The organism is Kitasatospora sp. NPDC023120 (genome assembly GCF_055560835.1).
This window is the reverse complement of sequence record NZ_JBVHHY010000003.1, coordinates 298824-320451: the sequence shown is the minus strand read 5'-3', so window position 1 is coordinate 320451 and position 21628 is coordinate 298824. Positions and strand designations below refer to the sequence as shown.

At 74.9% G+C, this 21628-nt stretch carries 23 protein-coding genes and 1 other RNA gene; 13 read left to right on the top strand and 11 right to left on the bottom strand.

What is annotated here, in order from left to right:
- Positions 1 to 8 precede the first annotated feature (8 nt).
- Together ACZ3TI_RS06410 and ACZ3TI_RS06405 are read left to right on the top strand one after the other, a co-directional pair.
- The gene (locus ACZ3TI_RS06410) at positions 9 to 1376 is read left to right on the top strand and encodes an MFS transporter (protein WP_465723991.1); all 1368 of its coding nucleotides are present in this window, start codon (positions 9 to 11) and stop codon (positions 1374 to 1376) included.
- Positions 1377 to 1389: 13 nt separating this feature from the next.
- Entirely contained in the window at positions 1390 to 2160 is a 771-nt protein-coding gene (locus ACZ3TI_RS06405) for a hypothetical protein (RefSeq protein WP_465723989.1), read from the top strand.
- Between the two features lie 10 nt (positions 2161 to 2170).
- On the opposite strand, the gene ACZ3TI_RS06400 is transcribed toward ACZ3TI_RS06405, so the two are convergent.
- Positions 2171 to 2398 (bottom strand): hypothetical protein, encoded by a 228-nt coding sequence (locus tag ACZ3TI_RS06400; RefSeq protein WP_465723987.1) that lies wholly within the window; start codon positions 2396 to 2398, stop codon positions 2171 to 2173.
- 112 nt (positions 2399 to 2510) lie between these two features.
- Here ACZ3TI_RS06400 and map point away from each other — a divergent pair, with 112 nt between their 5' ends.
- Positions 2511 to 3356 carry a type I methionyl aminopeptidase gene (gene map / locus ACZ3TI_RS06395; RefSeq protein ID WP_465723985.1) on the top strand — a complete coding sequence of 282 codons (846 nt, stop codon included), beginning with the start codon at positions 2511 to 2513 and terminating at the stop codon, positions 3354 to 3356.
- Between the two features lie 21 nt (positions 3357 to 3377).
- Here map and ACZ3TI_RS06390 read toward each other — a convergent pair whose 3' ends face one another.
- Entirely contained in the window at positions 3378 to 4079 is a 702-nt protein-coding gene (locus ACZ3TI_RS06390) for a bifunctional DNA primase/polymerase (protein WP_465723984.1), read from the bottom strand.
- 464 nt (positions 4080 to 4543) lie between these two features.
- Here ACZ3TI_RS06390 and ACZ3TI_RS06385 point away from each other — a divergent pair, with 464 nt between their 5' ends.
- Both ACZ3TI_RS06385 and ACZ3TI_RS06380 read left to right on the top strand, forming a co-directional pair.
- Positions 4544 to 4774 (top strand): hypothetical protein, encoded by a 231-nt coding sequence (locus tag ACZ3TI_RS06385; protein WP_465723982.1) that lies wholly within the window; start codon positions 4544 to 4546, stop codon positions 4772 to 4774.
- A 59-nt stretch (positions 4775 to 4833) separates the two neighbouring features.
- Positions 4834 to 5031: a hypothetical protein gene (locus tag ACZ3TI_RS06380; protein ID WP_465723980.1), complete on the top strand. Its 198-nt coding sequence runs from the start codon at positions 4834 to 4836 to the stop codon at positions 5029 to 5031.
- Positions 5032 to 5073: 42 nt separating this feature from the next.
- On the opposite strand, the gene ACZ3TI_RS06375 is transcribed toward ACZ3TI_RS06380, so the two are convergent.
- The gene (locus ACZ3TI_RS06375) at positions 5074 to 5748 is read right to left on the bottom strand and encodes a PadR family transcriptional regulator (RefSeq protein ID WP_465723978.1); all 675 of its coding nucleotides are present in this window, start codon (positions 5746 to 5748) and stop codon (positions 5074 to 5076) included.
- A 201-nt stretch (positions 5749 to 5949) separates the two neighbouring features.
- Between ACZ3TI_RS06375 and ACZ3TI_RS06370 the strand changes: the two genes are divergently transcribed.
- Together ACZ3TI_RS06370 and ACZ3TI_RS06365 are read left to right on the top strand one after the other, a co-directional pair.
- A complete protein-coding gene (locus ACZ3TI_RS06370; protein ID WP_465723976.1) occupies positions 5950 to 6345 on the top strand; it encodes an ACT domain-containing protein in 396 nt (131 codons plus the stop codon).
- 122 nt (positions 6346 to 6467) lie between these two features.
- Positions 6468 to 6725 carry a Prokaryotic metallothionein gene (locus tag ACZ3TI_RS06365; RefSeq protein WP_465723974.1) on the top strand — a complete coding sequence of 86 codons (258 nt, stop codon included), beginning with the start codon at positions 6468 to 6470 and terminating at the stop codon, positions 6723 to 6725.
- 60 nt (positions 6726 to 6785) lie between these two features.
- Here ACZ3TI_RS06365 and ACZ3TI_RS06360 read toward each other — a convergent pair whose 3' ends face one another.
- The 4 genes from ACZ3TI_RS06360 to ACZ3TI_RS06345 all read right to left on the bottom strand — a co-directional run bounded on the left by ACZ3TI_RS06360 (position 6786) and on the right by ACZ3TI_RS06345 (position 10776).
- A complete protein-coding gene (locus tag ACZ3TI_RS06360; protein WP_465723972.1) occupies positions 6786 to 7052 on the bottom strand; it encodes a hypothetical protein in 267 nt (88 codons plus the stop codon).
- 166 nt (positions 7053 to 7218) lie between these two features.
- Positions 7219 to 7616, bottom strand: an RNA gene (gene rnpB, locus ACZ3TI_RS06355) — RNase P RNA component class A.
- Positions 7617 to 7629: 13 nt separating this feature from the next.
- On the bottom strand, positions 7630 to 9138 hold the full coding sequence (locus ACZ3TI_RS06350; RefSeq protein WP_465723970.1) for an MFS transporter: 1509 nt from the start codon (positions 9136 to 9138) through the stop codon (positions 7630 to 7632).
- A 150-nt stretch (positions 9139 to 9288) separates the two neighbouring features.
- Positions 9289 to 10776, bottom strand: coding sequence for an RNB domain-containing ribonuclease (locus ACZ3TI_RS06345; protein ID WP_465723968.1), 1488 nt, complete (start codon positions 10774 to 10776; stop codon positions 9289 to 9291).
- A 170-nt stretch (positions 10777 to 10946) separates the two neighbouring features.
- Between ACZ3TI_RS06345 and ACZ3TI_RS06340 the strand changes: the two genes are divergently transcribed.
- Positions 10947 to 11387, top strand: a complete 441-nt coding sequence (locus ACZ3TI_RS06340; protein WP_465723966.1) for a DUF3995 domain-containing protein — start codon at positions 10947 to 10949, stop codon at positions 11385 to 11387.
- Positions 11388 to 11397: 10 nt separating this feature from the next.
- Positions 11398 to 12183 (top strand): peroxide stress protein YaaA, encoded by a 786-nt coding sequence (gene yaaA, locus ACZ3TI_RS06335; RefSeq protein WP_465723964.1) that lies wholly within the window; start codon positions 11398 to 11400, stop codon positions 12181 to 12183.
- 18 nt (positions 12184 to 12201) lie between these two features.
- Here yaaA and ACZ3TI_RS06330 read toward each other — a convergent pair whose 3' ends face one another.
- The 3 genes from ACZ3TI_RS06330 to ACZ3TI_RS06320 are packed head-to-tail and all read right to left on the bottom strand — an operon-like array spanning position 12202 to position 14943.
- On the bottom strand, positions 12202 to 13335 hold the full coding sequence (locus tag ACZ3TI_RS06330; protein WP_465723962.1) for a bifunctional RNase H/acid phosphatase: 1134 nt from the start codon (positions 13333 to 13335) through the stop codon (positions 12202 to 12204).
- 4 nt (positions 13336 to 13339) lie between these two features.
- Positions 13340 to 14083 carry a zinc ribbon domain-containing protein gene (locus ACZ3TI_RS06325; RefSeq protein ID WP_465723960.1) on the bottom strand — a complete coding sequence of 248 codons (744 nt, stop codon included), beginning with the start codon at positions 14081 to 14083 and terminating at the stop codon, positions 13340 to 13342.
- A 23-nt stretch (positions 14084 to 14106) separates the two neighbouring features.
- Positions 14107 to 14943, bottom strand: coding sequence for a Nif3-like dinuclear metal center hexameric protein (locus ACZ3TI_RS06320; RefSeq protein WP_465723958.1), 837 nt, complete (start codon positions 14941 to 14943; stop codon positions 14107 to 14109).
- Between the two features lie 522 nt (positions 14944 to 15465).
- On the opposite strand from ACZ3TI_RS06320, the gene ACZ3TI_RS06315 reads away from it, so the two are divergent.
- The 4 genes from ACZ3TI_RS06315 (at position 15466) to ACZ3TI_RS06300 (ending at position 20346) form a co-directional block, all read left to right on the top strand.
- Positions 15466 to 17037, top strand: coding sequence for a class III lanthionine synthetase LanKC N-terminal domain-containing protein (locus tag ACZ3TI_RS06315; RefSeq protein WP_465723956.1), 1572 nt, complete (start codon positions 15466 to 15468; stop codon positions 17035 to 17037).
- Positions 17034 to 19142 carry an alpha/beta hydrolase family protein gene (locus ACZ3TI_RS06310; protein ID WP_465723954.1) on the top strand — a complete coding sequence of 703 codons (2109 nt, stop codon included), beginning with the start codon at positions 17034 to 17036 and terminating at the stop codon, positions 19140 to 19142. Before ACZ3TI_RS06315 ends, ACZ3TI_RS06310 begins: the two co-directional genes overlap by 4 nt.
- Before the next feature lie 269 nt (positions 19143 to 19411).
- A complete protein-coding gene (locus tag ACZ3TI_RS06305; protein ID WP_465723952.1) occupies positions 19412 to 20008 on the top strand; it encodes a P-loop NTPase family protein in 597 nt (198 codons plus the stop codon).
- 167 nt (positions 20009 to 20175) lie between these two features.
- The gene (locus tag ACZ3TI_RS06300; protein WP_465723950.1) at positions 20176 to 20346 is read left to right on the top strand and encodes a hypothetical protein; all 171 of its coding nucleotides are present in this window, start codon (positions 20176 to 20178) and stop codon (positions 20344 to 20346) included.
- Positions 20347 to 20496: 150 nt separating this feature from the next.
- Here ACZ3TI_RS06300 and ACZ3TI_RS06295 read toward each other — a convergent pair whose 3' ends face one another.
- Positions 20497 to 21579 (bottom strand): alcohol dehydrogenase catalytic domain-containing protein, encoded by a 1083-nt coding sequence (locus ACZ3TI_RS06295; protein WP_465723948.1) that lies wholly within the window; start codon positions 21577 to 21579, stop codon positions 20497 to 20499.
- Between the last annotated feature and the right edge of the window lie 49 nt (positions 21580 to 21628).

The window sequence follows — 21628 nt, the reverse complement described above, 5'->3', positions numbered from 1 at the left end:
GATGGTTCGTGAACGCCGACGAACCCCCGCATACCCCCACGCCCGGACGGGTCCGGACGGCGCTGCGCTCGCTGACACCCGATCTGTCGCCCTGGCGCTCCTCGCGCGACTTCCGGTACCTCTGGACGTCCGGCTGCGTCACCAGCTTCGGCAGCTTCCTCACGCTCGTCGCCGTGCCGCTGCAGATCAAGGAGCTCACCGGCTCCTCCCTCGCGGTCGGGCTGGTCGGCGCCGTCGAACTCGTCCCGCTGATCGTCTTCGGCCTGTGGGGCGGCGCCCTCGCCGACGCCCTGGACCGCCGCAAGCTGGTGCTGCGCGCCGAGGCCGCGCTCGGCCTGCTGGCCGGGCTGCTGCTGCTCAACGCGCTGCTGCCGCACCCGCTGCTCTGGCCGATCTACCTGGTCGCCGCGCTGGTCGCGGCCGCCGACGGCCTGCAGCGCCCGGCCCTGGACTCGCTCACCCCGCGGATCGTCCCGCACCAGCACCTGACCGCCGCGTTCGCCCTCAAGTCCCTGTACCGCAACGCCGCTTCGGTGGCCGGGCCGGCGCTGGCCGGTGTCGTGGTGGCCTTCGCCGGGGTGCAGACCGCGTACGCGCTGGACGTGCTGAGCTTCGCCGCCTCGCTGCTGCTGCTCGTCCGGATCCAGGCGGTGCCGCCCGCCACCGGCGCCGAGCGGCCGTCGGTACGGGCGGTGCTCACCGGCGTCCGGTACGCGTGGAGCCGCAAGGACCTGCTCGGCACCTACGCGATCGACCTCTGCGCCATGCTGTTCGCCTACCCGGCGGCCGTCTTCCCCTTCCTGGCCTCGGACTTGGGCGCGGACTGGGCGCTCGGCCCGATGTACGCGGCCTCCGCCGTCGGCGCCCTGCTGGTCGGGGCGACCAGCGGCTGGACGTCCCGGGTCCACCGGCACGGGCGGCTGCTGGTGGTCGCCGCCGTCGGCTGGGGCGCGGCGATGGCGCTGGCCGGACTGTCCGGGAGCGTCTGGCCGGCGCTGCTCGGGCTGGCGCTGGCCGGCGGCGCCGACGAGATCAGCGGGCTGGCCCGCTCGACCATGTGGAACCAGTCCATCCCGGACGAGGTCCGCGGCCGGATGGCCGGTGTCGAGCTGCTCAGCTACTCCGTCGGCCCGCAGCTCGGCCAGGTCCGGGCGGGCACCATGGCCGGGCTCGTCGGTGTGCGGGCCTCCGTCTGGACCGGCGGTGTCGCCTGCGTCGTCGCCGTCCTCGCGGTCGCCGCCGCGCTGCCCAAGCTGCTCGCCTACGACGACCGCACCGACCCGCACGCGGCAGCCGTCCGCGCCGAGCACGAGCGGGCGGAGCGGGAGGCTGCGCGGGAGGCGGAACAGACCGCCGGCACGACGGCCGCGCTGTGACAGACTGCCGGGCATGAGTGCCGGGGGTTGGAAGCAAGGGGCGGCCGTGGTGGTCGTCTTGTGCGCCGTGGTCGGCTCGCTCGGCTGGGCGATCCGGAGCAGCGACGGCCCCCCGGTCCGGCAACCCGCGAAGACCCCCACCACCGCGGCCGGCACAGCCACCCCGGAGCCGCCGGACATCGCGGCGCTGGCCGCCTCGCCCGAGGTCGCCGCCGCCGACCAGGCCCTCACCACCGAGGTCGACCGGCGGCTGGCCACGCTGCTCCCGGCGCTCTCCGGCGCCCAGGTGATCGGCGAGGGCGTCCAGGACGGCTGCGGCGTGGAGCCCGGCCGGTCCGACGGCTCCGGCACGCACTGGCCGGCCCCGACGTGCCGCCGACAGGTGGTCAAGTACCTCGCGGTGAGCGGGGATCCGCAGCAGGCGCGGTCGCGCTGGGAGCAGGCGATGACCGCCCAGGGCGCCCTGTCGACCGACTCCGACGCCTCGCCCCGGCCGGGCGAGGCGCTCTGGTACGGCTTCCCGCGCGGCGACGGCGACCGCGACCTGCTCGGGGTGCGGCTGGCCTTCGACGAGCGGAAGGACCCGACCGCCTCCCCCACCCCCGGCGCGGGCTTCCCCTGGAGGCTCTCCGCACCGAACGCCACCGCGAAGGCCTGGGCCGACCGGGAGTCCAGGCCCGCGGCGCCCGTGGAGCAGGCCGCCGCCCAGGCACTCGCGGGCGGGCGGCGCCTCGTCGTGCTGAGCGTGGACGAGGAGTACTTCACCGGCCCCGAGCCGCGCTGAACGAGAGGGCCTACGCCGTGGGACCCTTCGGCTCGTCCTTCCACCGCGGGTCGTTCTGCCACTCCCGGTTGCGCTCGTCCGCGATCTCCAGCGCGTGGGCGGCCTCCTCGCGGCTGCCGTACGGCCCCAGCCGGTCCTTGGCCGGGCACTCCGGCCCCTCCTCGACCTTGCCGTGCTTGATGCAGTAGAACCACTCGCCGGGCTTCCCGGTCGGCTTGCGGTGGAATCCGAGGGGCATGGCACTCTCCCGTCCAGTCGAACAGATCAACACCGATCATTCCCCGCGCCGGGCCGCCCCGCACACCGCCCGTCCCCGCGGGGCCCGACGGACAGGGCCTAGACTCGCGAACATGGCTCTCGTACCCGGCACCCAGTCCCCCACCCGCAAGGTCCCGGCGCACATCGCGCGCCCCGAGTACGTCGGACGGCCCGCCCCGGCGCCGTACACCGGGCCCGAGGTGCAGACCGCCGAGACGATCGAGAAGATGCGGATCGCGAGCCGGATCGCCGCGCAGGCGATGGAGGAGGCGGCCAAGCTGATCGCCCCCGGCGTCACCACCGACGCGCTGGACGTCGTCGCCCACGAGTACATGTGCGACCACGGCGCCTACCCGTCCGACCTCGGCTACCGGGGCTTCCCCAAGTCGATCTGCACCTCGATCAACGAGGTGATCTGCCACGGCATCCCGGACTCGACCGTGCTGCAGGACGGCGACATCGTCAACATCGACGCCACCGCGTACATCCACGGGGTGCACGGCGACCTCAACGCCACCTACCTGGTCGGCGACGTGGACGAGGAGTCCCGGCTGCTGGTCGAGCGCACCCGGGAAGCCCTCAACCGGGCGATCAAGGCGGTCAAGCCGGGCCGTCAGATCAACGTCATCGGACGGGTCATCGAGTCCTACGCCAAGCGCTTCGACTACGGCGTGGTGCGGGACTTCACCGGACACGGCATCAACACGTCGTTCCACTCCGGCCTGATCGTCCCGCACTACGACAGCGAGCGGGCCACCGAGGTGATCAAGCCGGGCATGACCTTCACCATCGAGCCGATGCTGACCCTGGGCACCTACGACTACGAGATCTGGCCGGACGGCTGGACCGTCGTCACCAAGGACGGCAAGCGCACCGCCCAGTTCGAGCACACCCTGGTGGTCACGGCGGACGGCGCGGAGATCCTCACCCTGCCGTGAGCCACCGCCCCGGGCGCCGGTTCAGCCGATGAGCCACTGCTCCTCGGCGACGGCGCCCACCTCGGTGCAGGCGTCGGTCAGCACGTCCAGGACGCGCAGCGGGTCCGGCAGCGGCTGCTCGGGACCGCGCAGCCACCGCACCTGGGAGCCGCCCGGCAGGGCGGCCGGCGGCAGCAGGGTGTACGAGCCGCGGCAGTGCCAGCGCAGGCCGGGGTGCTCGGACATGGTGTCCGGGGTGGAGTCGAGCACGCTCGGCCACCACTCATCCTCGTCCTGCGGGGTGCCCCGGGTGGCGGTGAAGAACAGGTAGCGGTCCTCGCCGACGGCGGCGACCGGGCCCTCGATGCCCAGCGCGGTGAGCCGCTCCAGCGCCAGCCGTCCGGCCTCAGCCGGGACGTCCAGCACGTCGTGCACCCGGCCGGTGGCGGTGACGAAGTTGGCGCGCGGGTCGCGGGCGAGCCAGCGGGAGAGCTGCTCGGGGTCGGTGGTGGCCTGGGTCTGCCAGGCGAAGGAGACCGGGTGCTGGGCCGGGGCCGGACAGGCCACCCGGTCGCAGGAACAGCGGTAGCCGGTCGGGTGGGCGGCCGGCGCGAGCGGGAACCCGGCGCGCACCGCGCCGAGCAACTGGTCCAGCCCGGGAGCCGGGCTGTCCGGGCCCCCCGCCCTGGCCCGCTGACGATCACGCTTCTGCCACCAGGTCGTCCACCTGCTGCCGGCTTCCATCGGGCCCCTTCCGCGCAACTGCCGTGCCTGGTGCGACACAGCGTTCGACGTACCACTCCGACGCAACAACCAGCGCGCCCCGCTGCTTCCCGGGGTGCTCGGCCCTGCCGTCCGCGCCCCGCCGGCCGCGTTCCGGGGTCACCGGACGGCCGACGCCCGGGTCACGGTACGCAGTCGCGGCAGCACGCTGTCCGCGCCAAATCGGCCGGAGGGCACGCGGATCCGCGCCTCGCCCGGCCCGTACGGGGCCCGCTGACCCGGGTGAACCCCGAGGGCGTACAGGAAAGGATAGGGGTGCTCGGGCCCTCCGGATGACCGGGGGCGGTGCCTCTCCGGTCACACTCCCGCGCGCACCCCGGGCACACTCCCGGCACGCGGCCCTCACCAGGCCTCCCGCTCACCCTCCCACTCGGGCGTTCCGGTCACCCGGGAGGGTCACGGCGGGGAGGTGAGACCCTGGAGGGATGAAGAGCGCGGACACCGAATTCGTGGGCGGCCCCCTGGACGGGAGGATCCTCCCGATCCCGCTGGGGCCGATGCTCGGCGTGCCCAAGAAGTACAAGGTCCCGGTCCCCGCGCACGGTGAGGCCCCCGCGCGCACACTGGTGTACGTCCGGGCCAAGCAGGTACGGGGCCTGAGCTGGTTCTGGCGCTACGAGTACGACGAGGCGGCCACCACGAAGGCCTCCGGCTGACGCAGCCCCCCGGCCGGCGGGCCGCCCGCTTTCCCCCATCGCGTTCCCGGGAGGTCGGCATGGCCAGGACGGTTAGGCACCCGAGGAACGGCTCCCGGGCGGTCGCGCACCACAACCGGCAGGTCGCCTGGGTCACCGCGGCGCTGCTGCCGGTGGTGAGCCTCTACACGGTGACGATCGGGCCCAACGGCTGGCTCTGGTTCGGCTGGGCGGTGCTCCTGCTGGTCTGCGTGGCCCTGTTCGTGGTCCACCCGTGAGCAGCGGCAGCACCGCCCGCCGTGCTTCTCCCCCCGCGCCGGTCAGTCATCCTCGGCGAGGATGAGGTACAGCTTCTTGCGGGCCTCGGTCAGCACGGCCAGGCCCTTGGCGCGCTGCGCCTCGGTGCCGGTCGCCATGACCTGCCGGATCGCCTGGTCCACGGCGGCGAGCGCCTGGCCCACCTCCTGGACGGCCTCCCAGTCGACCTCCCGGCCGGCCTCCGCCCACGGCTCCGCCGGTCCGGCCTCGGCCTCGGCCCGGCCTGCCTCGGTGAGCGAGACCAGCCGCTTGCCGCCGACCTCCTGCGCGGTGATCAGGCCCTCCTCCTCCAGCAGCTGGAGGTTGGGGTAGATCGAGCCCGGGCTGGGCCGCCAGGCCCCGCCGGTCCGCTCGGTGATCTCGGCGATCATCTCGTAGCCGTGCATCGGCCGCTCCTTGAGCAGCGCCAGCAGCGAGGCGCGGACGTCGCCGCGCCGGGCCCGGCCGCCCCGCCGCCCGTGCGGGCCGCCGCGCCGACCGCCGTGCCCGCCGAAGCCGTGCCCGAACGGGCCGCCCATCGGCCGCCCCGGCCCGCCGCCGCCGAACGGCGGGCCGAACCCGCCGAACGCCTCCCGGCCCTCGAAGCCCTCCCCGGGCATCCCCCGGAACTCCGGCCCCGGTCCACGCCGCCGGCCACCGCCGGGGCCCTCTCCACGGAATCGCCTTCCTGAGCGCATGGCGCCCACCTCCTGGTCCTCCATCGGTTCTCCGAAACAGTCGAGTTACTGTCTCGATAGTTCGACGATATATCGGTGACTGTCGCTCGTCAACGATGTACCGATAGCTCGCCGACTGCGCTGCCGACTGCCGCGCGGGCCGCCTCCGACACGGCCGCCACGCCCGGGCGCGTCCACCGCCCAGCCGCTACGGTGGCGGGCATGGCCGGAGAACGAGATCTTGCGACGCTGCTGCGCGGGATGCGCCCGCTGCTCAACCCGGGGCGGTACGTCTACTGCACGCTCCCCGCGAAGGTGCCCGCCGGCATGCGGCCGGTGGTGACCGTCGCCGAGCCCGAGGGGGTCACGGTGGTGGTCGCCCAGGAGGAGGCGGACGCGCTCGGGCTGCGCTACGAGTACGTGGCGGCCTGGATCACCCTGCAGATCCACTCGGCGCTGGAGGCCGTCGGGCTGACCGCGGCCGTGGCGGCACGGCTCGCCGAGGACGGGATCAGCTGCAACGTGGTGGCCGGCTTCCACCACGACCACCTGTTCGTCGCCGCCGACGACGCCGAACGCGCCGTCCACGCCCTGGAGGACCTCTCCGCCCGCTCCTGAGGCCCGCTCCTGAACCCCCGGTTCCGCCTCGCGGTCCCGCCGGGTGGCCGCCGCCGACCGGGCCTTCGACACTGGGAAGAGCCGCCCCACCGGGGCGGCCCCACCGGAAGGAGACGGCCGCCATGGCCATCTGCGTCACCTGCGGCAACGACTACTGGCTGGCCTTCGAGATCAAGACGGTCAGCGGCGACACCTACACCTTCGACAGCTTCGAGTGCGCGATGGAGAAGCTCGCACCGCGCTGCGAGCAGTGCAACGTCCGGATCGTGGGCCACGGCGTCGAAGTGGCCGGGATGTTCTTCTGCTGCGCCAACTGTGCCCGGGTCAACGGCGGCCTCGGCGAGCAGATCCGCGACGCCGTCGGCGCCCACCCGGCGTGAACCACCGACGCCCACCCCGGGAAGGGGCGGGCGTCGCCGCGCGGGGAGTCCTGACGACCGTCACGGGACGAAGCCGCCGCATTCGAGGTCGAACTTGTGCTGGAGGTCGGACAGCCGCTTCTCGTCCTGCGACAGCTGCCGGCGGTCCGCGTCCAGTCCCCTCTCCGCCTCGGCGATCTTCTGCGGATCGGGATACGGCTGTGCGCGCAGCTGATCGAGCCCGGTCGAATCGTGCTCCACGACCTCGTGGTCGTGCGTCACCGACTGCTCGGCCGAGACGATCCAGGTCCGCATCCGGCTGCACGGATCGGGCTTCAGAGGGGCCATGGTCCCGCCCCCTTCCTCTCGGATTCGGGCGTTGCCCGCTGCCTCCATCGTGGCGCCGTCCCGCCGCGGCACGCATCCGGAACCGTCACCCGGACCGGGCGAAACACGACGAGACCCCTCCGACCTGGCGTTTCCGCAGGTCGGAGGGGTCTCGTGACGTCAGGGGCGGAAGAGTCGGCCTGTACGCCGGGTTCTGTCTCCCGGGTTGCTTGCGCGGCCCGGGGAGGCGGCCATCCATCTAGGGCTGCCGTTGCCGACAGCCTCGTGCGGTCCACCCGCGGACTCGGGCGAGCAGCCTTCAGTCGTCCGCGCACGGTGCCCGAGGGCACCGATCTTGACCTTGCTCCAGGTGGGGTTTACCTAGCCGGCCGGGTCACCCCGGTCGCTGGTGGTCTCTTACACCACCGTTTCACCCTTACCCACCACGAAAGCGGTGGGCGGTCTGTTTTCTGTGGCACTGTCCCGCGGGTCACCCCGGGTGGGCGTTACCCACCACCCTGCTCTGTGGAGCCCGGACGTTCCTCGGCGGGTCTGGTGACCCGTCGCGACCGCCCGGCCGGCTCTTCCGCCGTAGTGGTCATGGTAGCCGCTCGGGCGGTGCCTCCCGTACACCGGACCGGACGGCCGGCGGCTCGGCGCCGAGGCGGGCGGCCACCCGGGCGGCCGTCGCGGCGGCCCAGGCGGTGGTGGTGGCCAGGCCGAGCAGGAGGATCGCGCCGCCGAGGCCGACCAGGATCCACCAGCCGGCGTGGCTGGCCGGGGCGAAGCCGGTCGCGACCGGGCCCACTACCGCCGAGGTGACGACCGTGCCGATCACCGCGACGCCCAGCGACTGGCCGACCTGACGGCTGGTCGAGGCGACCGCCGCCGCCACGCCCGCCTGGGCGCGCGGCATGCCGGAGACGGCGGCATTGGTGATCGGCGCGTTCACCATGCCGAAGCCGAAGCCGAACAGCGCGTACGCGACCAGCAGCAGCGCCGGCGGGGAGTCGGCGGCGAGCCGGGTGAGCAGCAGTCCGCTCCCGGCGATGCCGAGCCCGGCCGCGACCAGCGGCAGGCGCGGGCCCCGGCCGCCGACGATCCGTCCGGACAGCGGCGCGCAGACCAGCATCATCCCGGCCATCGGCAGCGTCCACAGGCCGGCCTCGACCGGGCCGTAGTGCCGGACGTCCTGTAGGTAGAGGGTGTTGAGGAAGAGGAAGCCGCCGAGCGCGGCGAAGGCGCAGACCGCGGTGACGGTGGCGCCGGTGAACGGCGCACTGGCGAAGAACCGCGGGTCCACCAGCGGCTCGGCCACGCGCCGCTCCCAGAGCGGGAAGGCGACCAGCGCGGCCGCGGCGGCCGCGGCGAGGGCGAGGATCAACGGGGAGGTCCAGCCGTTGCCCGGGCCCTCGATGATCGCGGCGGTGCCGCAGCCGAGCAGCACGATCATCAGCAGCTGCCCCACCGGGTCCAGCCGGCGCGGCCGGGGCGAGCGGGACTCCGGGACGTAACGGGCCGTCAGCGCGATGGCGGCCAGCGCGACCGGGACGTTGATCAGGAAGATCGACGGCCAGCCCGCGCCGTCCACCAGGAAGCCTCCGAGCAGCGGGCCGAGCGCCATCGAGATGCCGACCACGCCGCCCCAGACGCCGATCGCCCGGGCGCGCTCCTTCGGGTCGGTGAAGGTGTTGGTGATGATCGACATCGCCACCGGGTTGAGCATCGAGCCGCCCACCGCCTGCAGCGCCCGGAACACCACCAGCCACCCCAGGCTCGGCGCCACGCTGCACAGCAGCGAGCCGAGCGCGAAGCACACCAGCCCGGTCTGGAACACCCGGCGGCGGCCGAACCGGTCGGCCACCGAGCCGAACAGCATCAGCAGCGAGGCCAGCACCAGGGTGTAGGCGTCGATGATCCACTGCAGCCCGGACGCCGGGGCGCGCAGGTCCCGCTGGATCGCGGGCAGGGCGATGTTCACCACGGTGTTGTCGAGGCCGACGATGAACAGGCTCAGGCAGCAGATCGCCAGGACGAGCAGGCGGCGGCGGCGATCGGGAGCGGGAGCTGACCCGGGCGCAACGGTGGGGGGCTTGGCATCGAGCACGCACCGATCCTCCCACCGCGGGCCGGGACGGGTCGGCGGAACGGACCGTACGGGTGGAAACGGCCCGTACGGCCCGGCTGTCACGGCCCGACCGTCACGGCACGGCTGTCACGGCACAGCAGTCACGGCCCAGCCGTCACGGCCCAGCCGTCATGGCGCGGCTGTCATGGCGGCGAAGCGGACGGTCCGGGTGGCCGGGTCCGCCTTCGTCAGCCGGACGTCGATCACCCGGCCGAGCGGCAACCGGGCGACGGCGCCGTCCGCACCCGTGCCGCCCGGGGCGTCGCAGTGGGCCCGGACGGCGGGGTCGCGCAGCTGGACGGTACCGGCGGCGGGCCGTTTCTCGTCCACGTCGATGACCACCGCCGAGAAGTCCTCGCCCTCCCGGCCCGCCAGCAGCTCCGCCTCCACCAGGTCCACGCAGGCGCGCTCGACCTCTCCCGCACGGCGGTCCCCGCCCGCCATCAGCGCCGGGATGTCCGGCAGCGCCTGGCGCGCCCAGTCCGGCACGTCCTCCCCCGCCGCCACCGCCGCGCACACCTCCAGCGCGAAGCGGTCGCCGAGCCGGCGCAGCGGCGCGGTGCAGTGCGCGTACGGGGCGGCGAGCGCGGCGTGGGCCGGCTCGGCGGGCACGGGCAGGCCGCGGGACTCGTCGAAGGCGCGGTAGCCGGCGCCGCGCAGCAGTCCGGTGCAGGCGGTCAGGAAGGCGGCGTTCAGCGGCACGTCCGGATCCAGCGAGCGGATCAGCTCCGGGTACGGGAGCGCCTGCGGCCACTCGACGTCCAGCGCGGCGGCGATCCGGCGCAGCCGCTCGTACGCGCCGACCGGCGCGGGGGGCAGCGTGCGCAGCAGGCCGACGCCCGCGTCCAGCATCAGCTCGGCCGCGGACATGCCGGTGAGCAGCGAGATCTGGGCGTTCCAGCCGTCGGCGGGGCCGGGCGCGCGGTAGCCGAGGACGTAGCCGTGCAGGGTCTCCTCGACCTCCTGCTCGGGCACCGGCAGGCTGATCCCGCCCCGGGCGCGCTCCTGCTCCTCGCGCAGCCGCCCGACGGTGGCGAGCAGGGCGAGCTGCTCGTCGGCGCCGCCGAGGTCCACCGCGCGCTCGACGGCGGCGTAGTCCAGGCGGCGGTGCGAGCGGACCAGGGCGCGGCGCAGGTCGGCGAGGACGACGGCGCCGTCGGCGTCCAGGTCCAGCTGCCAGAGCAGCGCGGGCCGGGGCTCGCCCGGCAGCAGGCTGGCGGCGTCCTCGGAGAGCCGGGCGGGGTGCAGGGGGATCCGGTGGTCCGGGAAGTACAGGGTCTCGACCCGGCGGTGGGCCTCGGCGTCGATCGCGCCGCCCGGGCGGACGAAGGCGGCGACGTCGGCGATCGCGTAGTACACCCGGTAGCCCCCACCGGCCCGGTGGGTGAGGTGCATGGCCTGGTCGAGGTCGCGGGAGCCGGGCGGGTCGACCGTGAACAGCGGCAGGTCGGTGGCGTCGTGCTCGGGCAGCCGGGGGCGCTCGGCCGCCTCCTCCGCCTCGGCGAGCACGGCCTCCGGCCACTCGGTGTGGATCTCCAGGCGGGTGCGGAGTTCGGTCAGCTCGCTGTTGATGCGGGCGGAGTCGGCGGCCTTGACGCGCAGTTTTCGGCGAGGCATGGAGGCAGCGTAGGGCGAATCGGGTGATTCCGGACGGAGGCTCGGCGTCCCCGCCGGGGATCAGCACCCCGGGAGCGACTTCAGGCGGGCGCAGCGGGGGGCGGTGTAAGGGCTCGTAGGGTGGGGGCAAGTGGGGCTGTGCGGAGGGGGTTTGGGCGATGGGTCGTGCGGTGGCAGTGACGGGGGCCGCGGTGGCGGGGGCGCTGGGGGCGACCGGGGTGCTGCACGCGGTGTGGGCGGTGACGCCGTGGCCGTTGCGGACGCCGGAGGAGTTCGCGGACGCCGTGGCGGGGGCGGGCGACGGGATGCCGCCGGCGGCGGCGTGCGTCGCGGTGGCGGGGCTGCTGGGGACGGCGGCGTACCTGGTGGGGGCGGAGGCCGGGGTGCTGCCGGCGGTCGGGCCGGAGCGGTTGCGGCGGGCCGGGGTGCGGACGGTGGCGGGGGTGATGCTGGCGCGCGGGGTCGGCGGGTTGGCGCTGTTCGGCGGCGTGGTCGAGCGTTCGGAGCGGTTCCGGCGGCTGGACCGCCGGTACTACTCGCCCCTCTGCGTGGCATTGGGAGTAGGAGCGGCCGCAGTAGGGTGGCGGGGTTCGTCCGCCACAAACTGTTGAGGAGTCCGCTGTGCTGGTGCTGTTGCCGCCCTCGGAGGGCAAGGCCGGGTCCGGGGACGGCGGGCCGGTGGCTCTGGACGGGCTGTCGCTGCCCGGGCTGACGGCGGCGCGTGGGGCGGTGCTGGACGCGCTGGTGGGCCTGTGCCGGGGTGACGAGGACAGGGCCGCCGAGGTGCTGGGCCTCTCCCCCGGGCTGCGCGGGGAGATCGCCAAGAACGCCGGCCTGCCGACCGCCGGTGCCCGTCCGGTGGGCGAGGTGTACACCGGGGTGCTGTTCGACAACCTCGGCCTGGCCACCCTGGACCCCGCCGCGTACGACCGGGCCGAGCGCTCGCTGCTGGTCTTCTCCGGTCTCTGGGGCGCGGTGCGGATCTCCGACCGGATCCCGTCCTACCGCTGCTCCATGGGCGTGAAACTCCCCGATCTGGGAGCGCTCGGGGCGTACTGGCGGGGCGCGATGGCCGACGTGCTCCCGGAGGTGGCGGACGGGCTGGTGCTGGACCTGCGCAGTTCCGCGTACGCGGCGGCCTGGAAGCCGGCCGGCGAGGTGGCCTCCCGCACGGCGACCGTGCGGGTGTTGCAGGAGCGCGACGGCAAGCGCAGCGTGGTCAGCCACTTCAACAAGGCGACCAAGGGCCGCCTCGTCCGGGACCTGCTGGTCGCCGGGGCCGAGCCGAAGACGCCCGGCGAGCTGATGGACGCGCTGCGGGAGCTGGGCCACCGGGTGGAGCCGGCGGCGGAGGGCACGGCCCGCAAGCCGTGGCAGCTGGACGTGGTGGTCACCGAGGTGCACTGAGCACACCCCGGTGACCGGTCAGCGCAGGTGCGAGGTGTCGTTGAGCAGCCGCAGCGAGGCGTTGCCGTCCGCGTAGTACTGGACGGCGCAGATCGAGGCGGCGCCCAGCTCCATCCGGTACATCGAGTCCGGCGGGGCGCCGAGCGCGAGGCGGACCAGCGTCTTGATCGGGCTGACGTGCGAGACCACCAGGACGGTCTTCCCGGCATACCGGGCGATGATCTTGTCCCGGGCGACGCCGGCCCGGTGGGTCAGGGTGGTGAAGCTCTCGGTGCTGCCGGTCGGCTTGGCCTTCGCGGAGCCGAGCCAGGCCGCCAGGTCCTCCGGGTGGCGCTCCTGCACCTCGGCGAAGGTCAGCCCCTCCCAGTCGCCGAAGTCGACCTCGCGCAGCCCGTCCTCGTACCGGACCTCCAGGCCGAGCCGGGCGGCGACGGTCTCGGCGGTCTGCCGGGTGCGGCGCATCGGGGAGGCGACCACGGCCTGGATGCTGCCGCGCGCGGCGAGCGCCTCGGCGGCCCGCTCGGCCTGCCAGCGGCCCCTGTCGGAGAGCTCCGGGTCGCTGCCGCCGCTGCCGGAGAATCGCTTCTCCGGGGTGAGCGCGGTCTCGCCGTGGCGCAGCAGGACGAAGGTGGTCGGGGTGCCGAGGTCGGCGGGGCCGGCCCAGCCGGCCTTGGGGGCGGCGGTCTCCAGCGGCGGCTCGTCGGCGACGACGGCCTTCGGCCTGGGCTCCCACTGACGCCCCGCCTTGCCCGCGTCCATCGCCTCGTTGGCCAGCCGGTCGGCGTCCTTGTTCCGCTCGCGCGGGATCCAGGTGTACGTGACCCGGCCGCGCGGGAAGATGGTGCGCGCCTCGGCGGCGAGCGGCTGCATGTCGGGATGCTTGATCTTCCAGCGCCCGGACATCTGCTCGACGACCAGCTTGGAGTCCATCCGGACGTCCACCGAGGCGTCCGGGTCGAGCCCGCGGGCCGCCCTGAGGCCGGCGATCAGGCCCTTGTACTCGGCCACGTTGTTGGTGGCATGGCCGATGAACTCGGCGGCCTCCGCGACGATCTGCCCGGTGTCCCCATCGCGGACCACCGCGCCGTAGCCGGCCGGCCCCGGGTTGCCCCGGGACCCGCCGTCCGCCTCGACGATGAAGCGCGCCGCCACCGGCTCAGACGCCCGAGTCGGCGGTGCGGACCAGGATCCGCGAGCAGTTCTCGCAGCGGACCACCTTGTCGGCCGGCTCGGCCTTGATGGCGTTCAGCTCGGTGATCGAGAACTCGGTGCGGCAGCCCTCGCAGCGGCGCTGGTAGAGGCGGGCCGCGCCGACGCCGCCCTGGGTCTCGCGCAGCTTGGTGTAGATCTTCAGCAGGTCGGCCGGGATGACGGCGGCGACGGTCTCGCGGTCGCGCCTGACCTTGTCGGCCTCGGCGTCGATCTCGGAGAGCAGGGCGTCGCGGCGGCCCTCGGCCTCGGTGAGGACGACGGTGGAGTGCTCCAGGCGGGCGGACAGCTCCTCGACCCGGCTCTTGGCGCTCTCCTGGCGCTCCATGATCTCCAGCACGACGTCCTCGAGGTCGCCCTGGCGCTTGGCGAGCGAGCCGATCTCGTGCTGGAGGTTCTCCAGGTCCTTCGGCGAGGTGATCGCGCCGGAGTCCAGGCGCTGCTGGTTGCGGGCGGCACGGGCGCGGACCTGCTCGACGTCCTGCTCGGCCTTGGTCAGCTCGCGGGCGGTGTCGCCCTTCTGGGCCTCGGCGGCGACGACGAGGTCCTTGAGCGCGGTGTGGTCGGCGGAGACCTTCTCGATCTCGGTGTGCTCGGGCAGCGTCCGGCGCCGGTGGGCCAGCTGGTCGAGCTTGGAGTCGATGGCCTGGAGGTCGAGCAGGCGGATCTGGTCGGCGGGCGCGGCGTTCAAGCGGAGAGCTCCTGTGAATCGGGTCAGGCGGTGAAGGACATGGGGGCGTGCGCGGTCCACGGGTCGGTGACCCGGTGGGAGACCTTGGTCTCCACGGTCCAGCCGCGCTTGTCGGCGACGGACTGCAGGGCGCGCTCGGCCAGGCCGAGCCAGGGCCACTCGGTGGCCCAGTGGGCGGCGTCGACCAGCGCGACGGGCGCCGCCTCGGCGGCCTCGGAGGCCGGGTGGTGGCGCAGGTCGGCGGTCACGTAGGCGTCCACGCCGGCCGCCCGTACGTCGGCGAAGAAGCTGTCGCCCGAGCCGCCGCACACCGCGACCCGGCTGATCAGCCGGTTCGGGTCGCCCGCGACGCGGACGCCGGCGGCGGTGGCGGGCAGGCCCTCGGCGACCTGCGCGGCGAACGCGGACAGCGGCAGCGGGGGCTCCAGCAGGCCGATCCGGCCGCTGCCCCGGCGACCCAGCGGGTCGGTCGGGTCCGGCACCAGCGGACCGGTCACCCGCAGGCCCACCGCTTCGGCGAGCGCGTCGGAGACGCCGGGGTCGGCGACATCGGCGTTGGTGTGGGCGACGTGCAGGGCGATGCCGTTGGTGATCAGCGTGTGCACCACCCGGCCCTTGAAGGTGGTGGCGGCGACGCTGGTGGTGCCGCGCAGGTAGAGGGGGTGGTGGGTGACCACGAGGTCGGCGCCCCACTCCACGGCCTCGTCGACGACCGCCTGGACGGGGTCGACGGCGAACAGCACGCGGTTGACCTCGGCCTGAGGGTCTCCGCAGACCAGGCCGACGGCGTCCCAGGACTCCGCCCACTGCGGCGGGTAGACCTCTTCGAGCGCGGTGATGACGTCGGACAGTTTCGGCACCTGTCGAGACTACCGTGCGCGCGGGGCCGATCGGGCCTCGGCCGTTCGGGTACCGGGGCGGGCGCGGGGTCCGGCGGGGGTTCGGCGGGGGCCCGACGGGGGTTCGGACAGGAGTTCGGCGGGAGTTCGGACGAGGGTGCCGACGGCGTACGGATGCGCGTCAACCTGCGGCGCGGGGCCGGCCGGGGGTCGACGCAGAGCGCGCGACCGGGCCCGCGCGGGCCGTACGCCCCCGCGCGCCGGGCGCACTCTGCTCACACCCCGGCACTCGCCCGGATGCGAAACCGCATACGGATCACCTTTACGAGTGAAGTGACCGGGTCTGCGTTGAGGCGCCGGTTTTCTCGAAACTAACTTCACTTCTGCGAACGGGAGTTGCCCCGTCAGTAGCCCCGGGAGGGCCCGGCGTCGAGCCGGCCCCGAGCAGGGGTCGCAACAGAAGCCGATCGGGCCGGGTGCCCGGGTGCCGGAGCAGTGGGCACCCGCGGGGCGGCGGACGAGACGAAGGGATGTGGTGGCGGCATGGCGGCGGGCACATCGCTGCGTACGGCCGGGGAACGGGGATCGGCGGGGCGCGGACCGGATGCGGCCGGTTCGTGGCCGGAGACGACGCGGGCGGCACTGGCCGGCGCCGGAGGCCGGGGAGGCCGCGGTGACTGGGACGTCACCGTCGGTGGCTTCTGGTGCACGGCCAGGCCGTCCGCGTCCCCACCCCTGCCCGAGCAGGGCTGGAAGCTCCACGTGAGCGCGGCCTCGGTGGCGGGCGAGGAGGTGCTCTCGACGGTCGTCCGGGTGCTCGCCGAGGACCCGTGCAGCTTCAGGTTCGCCGCCGCGCAGGAGCGGCTGCGGGAGCTCAACTCCCGTAACAGCGAACGGGGTTCGGCGGGCAAGTTCATCACCGTCTACCCGGCGGACGACGCGCAGTTCCAGCGGCTGGCGGCCGAGCTCGACCGGGCCACCGCCGGTCTGCCGGGGCCGGTGGTGCTCTCCGACCGGCCGTACCGGCCCGGGAGCCGGGTGCACTACCGGTACGGCGCGTTCGCGCTGCCCGCGGAGCTGGGCAACGACGGGGAGTACCGCTCGCTGCTGCGCGGACCGGGCGGGGAGCGGGCCGAGGACGTGCGCGGGGGCTCGTACCGGGCGCCGGGGTGGGCGCGGGACCCGCTGCGCTCCGAGACCTCGGGGGGCGGCAGCGGCGGAGGCAGGCGCAAGGGCGGGGTGCTGCTGGCCGGGCGGTACGCGGTGACCGCCGCCGTGCGGCACGGCGCCAAGGGCGGGGTGTTCCTCGGGCGGGAGGCGTCCAGCGGCGCCGAGGTCGTGGTCAAGCAGGCCCGGGCGCACATCGAGGTCGACCGCGCGGGCACCGACGCCCGCGACGCGCTGCGGCACGAGGCCGCGCTGCTCGACCGCCTGAGCGGGCAGGGCCTGGCGCCGCGCACCATCGAACTGATCGAGCAGGACGACTCCGTCTTCCTGGTGCAGGAACGAATCGCCGGACAGCCCTTGGGCAGCTGGGTCGCCGCCCGGCTGCGGCGCGACGGCAGCCCCGACGTCGACTGGTCCGAGGCCGGGCCGGTCGCGCACGCCCTGCTCGACCTGGTCGAGCGGGTGCACGCCGAGGGGCTGGTGCTGCGCGACCTCTCCCCCGGCAACGTCATGGTCCGCCCGGACGGCACGCTGCGGCTGGTCGACCTCGAACTCGCCGCCGAGGCCGGCCGGACCGCAGGATCCGCCGGCACCCCCGGCTACCGCGCCCCCGAGCACGGGCCCGGCCGGCTCGCCGCGGCGGGCAGCTGCGTCGCCGACCCGACGGTCGACCTGTACGCCCTCGGCGGGCTGCTCTTCCTGCTGGCCACCGGCCACGACCCGCTGCTGCCCGAGGACCTCCCGCACGCCCGCCCGGTCGCCGAGCGCGTGGGGCGCTGGCTCGCCCTCGCGGCGCGGACCGGGGCGACGGCACGACGACTGGCACCGGCGATCCTCGGGCTGCGGGCCGAGGAGCCGGAGCGGCGCTGGGGAGTCGCGCGGGCCCGGGAGACGCTGCGCGGGGAGCCGGGGCGGGGGGAGCCGGGCGGCGGGGTGAGCGGAGCATGAACGTGGCCACCCGGACCGTGACGCAGGCGCTGCGCCGACTGAGCTTCACCTTCGCCGCCGACGGCAGCCACGCCGCCTGCCTGGCCTCCTCCGCCGACAGCGGCTGGTACGTGGAGAGTTGGCGGCTGCCGCAGGACGGCGCACCGGCCGTGCCGGTCGCGCTGCCGCTGTCCGGCCACCGCTCGGAGAGCCTGCGCTCGCAGCTGGTCGCGCTGCCGGACGGCTCGGTGCTGGTCTGCCGGCACGACGGCGAGCGACACGACCTGGTCCGCCTGTCACACGGCACGCCCGGCACGCACGAGTCGTACGGTTCACCCGGCTCGTACGGTTCACCCGGCTCGTACGAGCCCTACGGTTCGCCAGGTTCGCCGGGATCGCCCGGTTCACCCGGCCCGCCCGGTGAACTCGCCCTTGTGGAGCAGCCGTTGGCCTCCCTCCGGATGGCCGGGCTGCGCCTGCTGCCGCTCCCGGTGCCGGCGGGCGCGGGCCCCCGGACGCCGGTGGCGGTCGCCCTCGGCACCGACACCCGGCCGGCGACCACCGCCTGGCTGGTGCGGACGGACGGCAGCGAGCCCGAACGGGTCGCCGAGATCCCGGGTTTGCACGGCGGCGGCGCCTGGCTGGACCACGCGGGCGCGCTGCTCGCACTGGACCGGGTGAACGCGGGCCTGGTCCGCAGCGTGGTGCTCGACCTGCGCAGCGGCACCACCACTCCGCTGCTGGAGATCGGCGAGCGCAGCAACGACCGCCTGGTGCTGTTCGACCCGGACAGCCGGTTCGCAATGGTGCGCAGCGACGCGCCCGGCACCGACCGGCTCGGCTGGGGCATTCTCGGTGGCGGCGAGCCGCTGCGGTTCCCGGAGTGCCTGCACGTCGCGGGGATGTTCCTGCGGCCCGTCGCGCTGCGGCAGGGGGTGGACGGGCCCCGGGTCGCGGTGCAGATCGACCACGGCGCCGGGTCGGCGCTCGCCCTGTGGCGTCCGTCCGTCGGGCGGCTGGACCCGCTGCCGGTGCCGCCCGGGCGGCTCGGCGCGGTCGGGCACTGGGACGCGGCGGGGCTGCGGCTGCCGTACTCCTCGCCCGACCACCCGGCGGCGCTGGCCACCCTGGACGTGGACGCGCTGCTGGCGCACGGGCCGGTGCCGGCCGCCACCGGCCCGATGCCGCTGCCGCTCCAACTCGCGCCGCTGTCCTCGGGATTGCCCGGCCCCTGGCGGGACACCGTCCTGCCCTGGCAGCCCGGCGGAGTGCGTCCGGTCCGGACCGCGCCGCCCGGCTGGCAGCTGGACGGCAGCACCCCGCCCGGCGAGGGCGGCCTCTGGCAGCCCGCGCAGAGTCTCGAACTGGCGGGACCGGCAGGCCCGTTGGAGGCCGTGGTGTACGGCGGGGACGCCTGGTTGAGCAGTCCGCACCTGGTGCTGGCGCTGCACGGCGGCCCGGCGGACGCCTGGCGGCTGGAGTTCGACCCGGCGCTGCAGCGGATGGCCGCCGAGGGCCTGGCGGTGGTCGCACCCAACCAGCGCGGTTCCACGGGCTACGGCGTGGCGCACGCGCTGGCCATCCGGGGCGCCTGGGGCGGGCCCGACCTGGACGACGTGCTCTACCTGCTGGACGGCATCGCGGGCCAGCGCGCCGCACTCGGGCTGGAACCGCCCGCGCTGTTCGGGGTCAGCTACGGCGCGTTCCTGGCGCTGCTGGCGGCCGCGCACGCCCCGGCCGGTCAGGTGTCCCGCTGCGCGGTGGTCGCCCCCTTCCTGTCCGGGGCCCGGTTGCTGGCCGAAGCGGCGCCTCCGGTACGGGCGTTGACCATCCGGCTCGGCGGCGGCGAGCAGATCGCCGACGCCCGCGGCCCGCGCGACGTCCTGCAGCTGGCGCACCGGCTGAGCGCGCCGCTGCTGCTGGTGCACGGCAACCGGGACGAGGTCGTGCCGGTCAGCCAGTCCCGTTCGCTGCGGCACGAGTTGCTGCGGATCGGCCGGGTCGAGGGCGAGGACTTCCGGTACGTCGAGGCGGCCGGGTCGGGGCACGAGGTGCTCGCCGAGGAGGGCGCCGCCGTGCTGCACGAGTTGCTGGCCGCGTTCCTGCGGACCGGCCGTCCGGGCTGAGCCGCCGCCCGCATCCCACAGACTCCCGGGCCCGCCGAGGCTCGGGGCACCAACCCCGGCGCGGTGGATGGAGGCCGCCCGGCTGCTGGGCTCGGCCGCCGACGCGGGCGGCCGGCTGCCCGCCGTCCTGGGCGCCGCCACCGCGCTGCTCACCTCGGTGGGCGCGATCGTCGGGCTCGGAGCTCTCGGCGGCCGGGCACGCGCTCTGGGCGGCCCAGCGGCGGACGGCCTGGCAGGCGACGCTGCTGGTCGCCCTGGTCGAGGTCGCGGTGCTCACCACCGCCGGCGCGCTGCTCGCCGACGGCGTCCTCGCCCCCGGCGCGCTCGCCGCGGCGGCCGGCTGGGCGGCACTCGGGGCGGGACTGTTCGAGCAGGTCGAGGCGCTGGTCGGGGTGGCACACGCACCCGCCGGACAGGCTGGCTCGCTCCGGGGCGCCACCGACGAGCGGCTGGCCGCGGCCGTGGCTGTGCTGGGCGCGGACGCCCTGGTGGCGCGCCTCGGCGGGCTGGGCGCCGCGCTACTCGATCCGAGTGAACTCTCCGCAGGTGAGCGCCAGTTGCCGGCGCTGGTGCGGACGTACCTGTCGCCCGCCCCGGTCGTCGTGCTGGACGAGGCGAGCTGCCATCTGGACTCGGCGGCGGAGGAGCGGGTGGAGCGGGCGTTCGCCGCGCGGCCGGGGACGCTGGTGGTCGTCGCGCACCGCATCAGTTCGGCGCTGCGGGCGGACCGGGTGCTGCTGCTGGACGGCGGGCGCGGGCTGCTCGCCCGGCACGGCGATCTTCAGGTGCTGTCCCCGCTCTACCGCGAGCTGGTCGGTCATTGGCTCGGTTCCGCGCCCCGGACCAGCGCGGGACGCGCGTCGTGATCTCGATAGGATCTCGTCCGTCCCGGCCGTTATGGTGGCCGGGGCACGGGCCGCGATCACCGGCTACGGGCGCGTACCGGGCGCCCGATCGGGGACCCGCCCGCGCGCCACCGGCGCCGGACGGGCGCCGATGACCTGCACCCTCCGCACGGAAAAGACGATTTCTCATGTCCGACACCCTCACCGACACCACCGGACCCGCGGTCACCGGGACCGACGCCGACGAGAAGACGGCCAAGGACACCGCGCACGGCCGCCACCGCGGCCGTTCCGCCGCCGACGACCGCCCGGAGTCCGACCCGCACGGCCGCCACCGCGCCGCCGCGGCGCAGGGCTGATCCCACCGCACCGCACAGCGCGTCACGCGCACAGGGCCCGCCGGGGAAACACTTCCCGGCGGGCCCTCGTCGCGTCCGTCGCGTCCGTAGCGACCGGCGCGTCCGCTGCGTCCCTCGCGCCTCTCAGTCCGTTCAGTCCGTTCAGTCCATTCAGTCCATCGTCACGACGGTCCGCAACGCCTCGCCGCTGCGCATCTGCGCGATCGCCTCGTTGACGTCCGCCAGGCCGACCCGGTGGGTGACCATGCCGTCGAGGTCGATCCGCCCGGCCCGCCAGAGGTCCACGACCAGGGCGATGGTGCGCCCGACCGTCGCGCCGCCGTACAGCGAGGGCAGCAGCCGCTTCTCGTTGAAGAACAGCTCGCCCATGGTGAACTGCGCGAGGTCGTCCTGCGCGCCCGCGCCGATGACGACGACCGCGCCGCCGCGGCGGGCCGCGTCGTAGCCGGCCCGGACGGTGGCCGAGCGGCCGACCGCCTCGAAGACGTAGTCGAAGCCGCCGCCGGGCAGCTTCTTGGCCGTCGCCTTGAGCTCCTCGGGGGCGATCGCCTCAGTGGCGCCGAAGGCGAGGGCGCGCTCGCGGCGGGAGGCCACCGGGTCGACGACGGTGATCCGGCCCGCGCCGCAGACCCGGGCGCCCTGCACGGTGGCGACGCCGACGCCACCCGCCCCGATGACGGCGACGGAGGCGCCGGGCTCGACCCGGGCGGTGTTCACCGCCGCGCCGATGCCGGTGGTCACCCCACAGCCGATCAGCGCGGCGGCCTCGTACGGGAGGTCGGCGGGCACCTTGATGAGCGCGTCGGCGGGGACCACGACCTCTTCGGCGAAGGCGCCGGTGCCGTAGAAGCCGGAGGCGGTCAGGCCGCCCTCCTCGATCCGGAAGCCCGGGGTGCCGAGCCGGCGCAGGCTGGCGATGCACAGGTGGCCGCGGTTCCGCACGCAGTGGTCGCAGCGCCCGCACGGCGCCATCCAGCAGAGCACCACGCGGTCGCCGGCCTCGAAGCCGGTCACGCCCTCGCCGACCTCCACGACGTCACCGGCACCCTCGTGCCCCGGCACGAACGGCGCGGGCTGCGGCAGGACACCGCTCATCGCGGACAGGTCGGAGTGGCACAGGCTCGCGGCACGCATCCGCACCCGGACGGCGCCGCTTCCGAACCCGACCGCGGTCACGTCCTCACGGACGTCCAGGGTGTCCTGGCCGGTCTTGTGCAGGACGGCTGCACGCATGGGCTGCTCCCGGTGGTCCTCGAATCGACGATCGCGAGGATTCTGACAC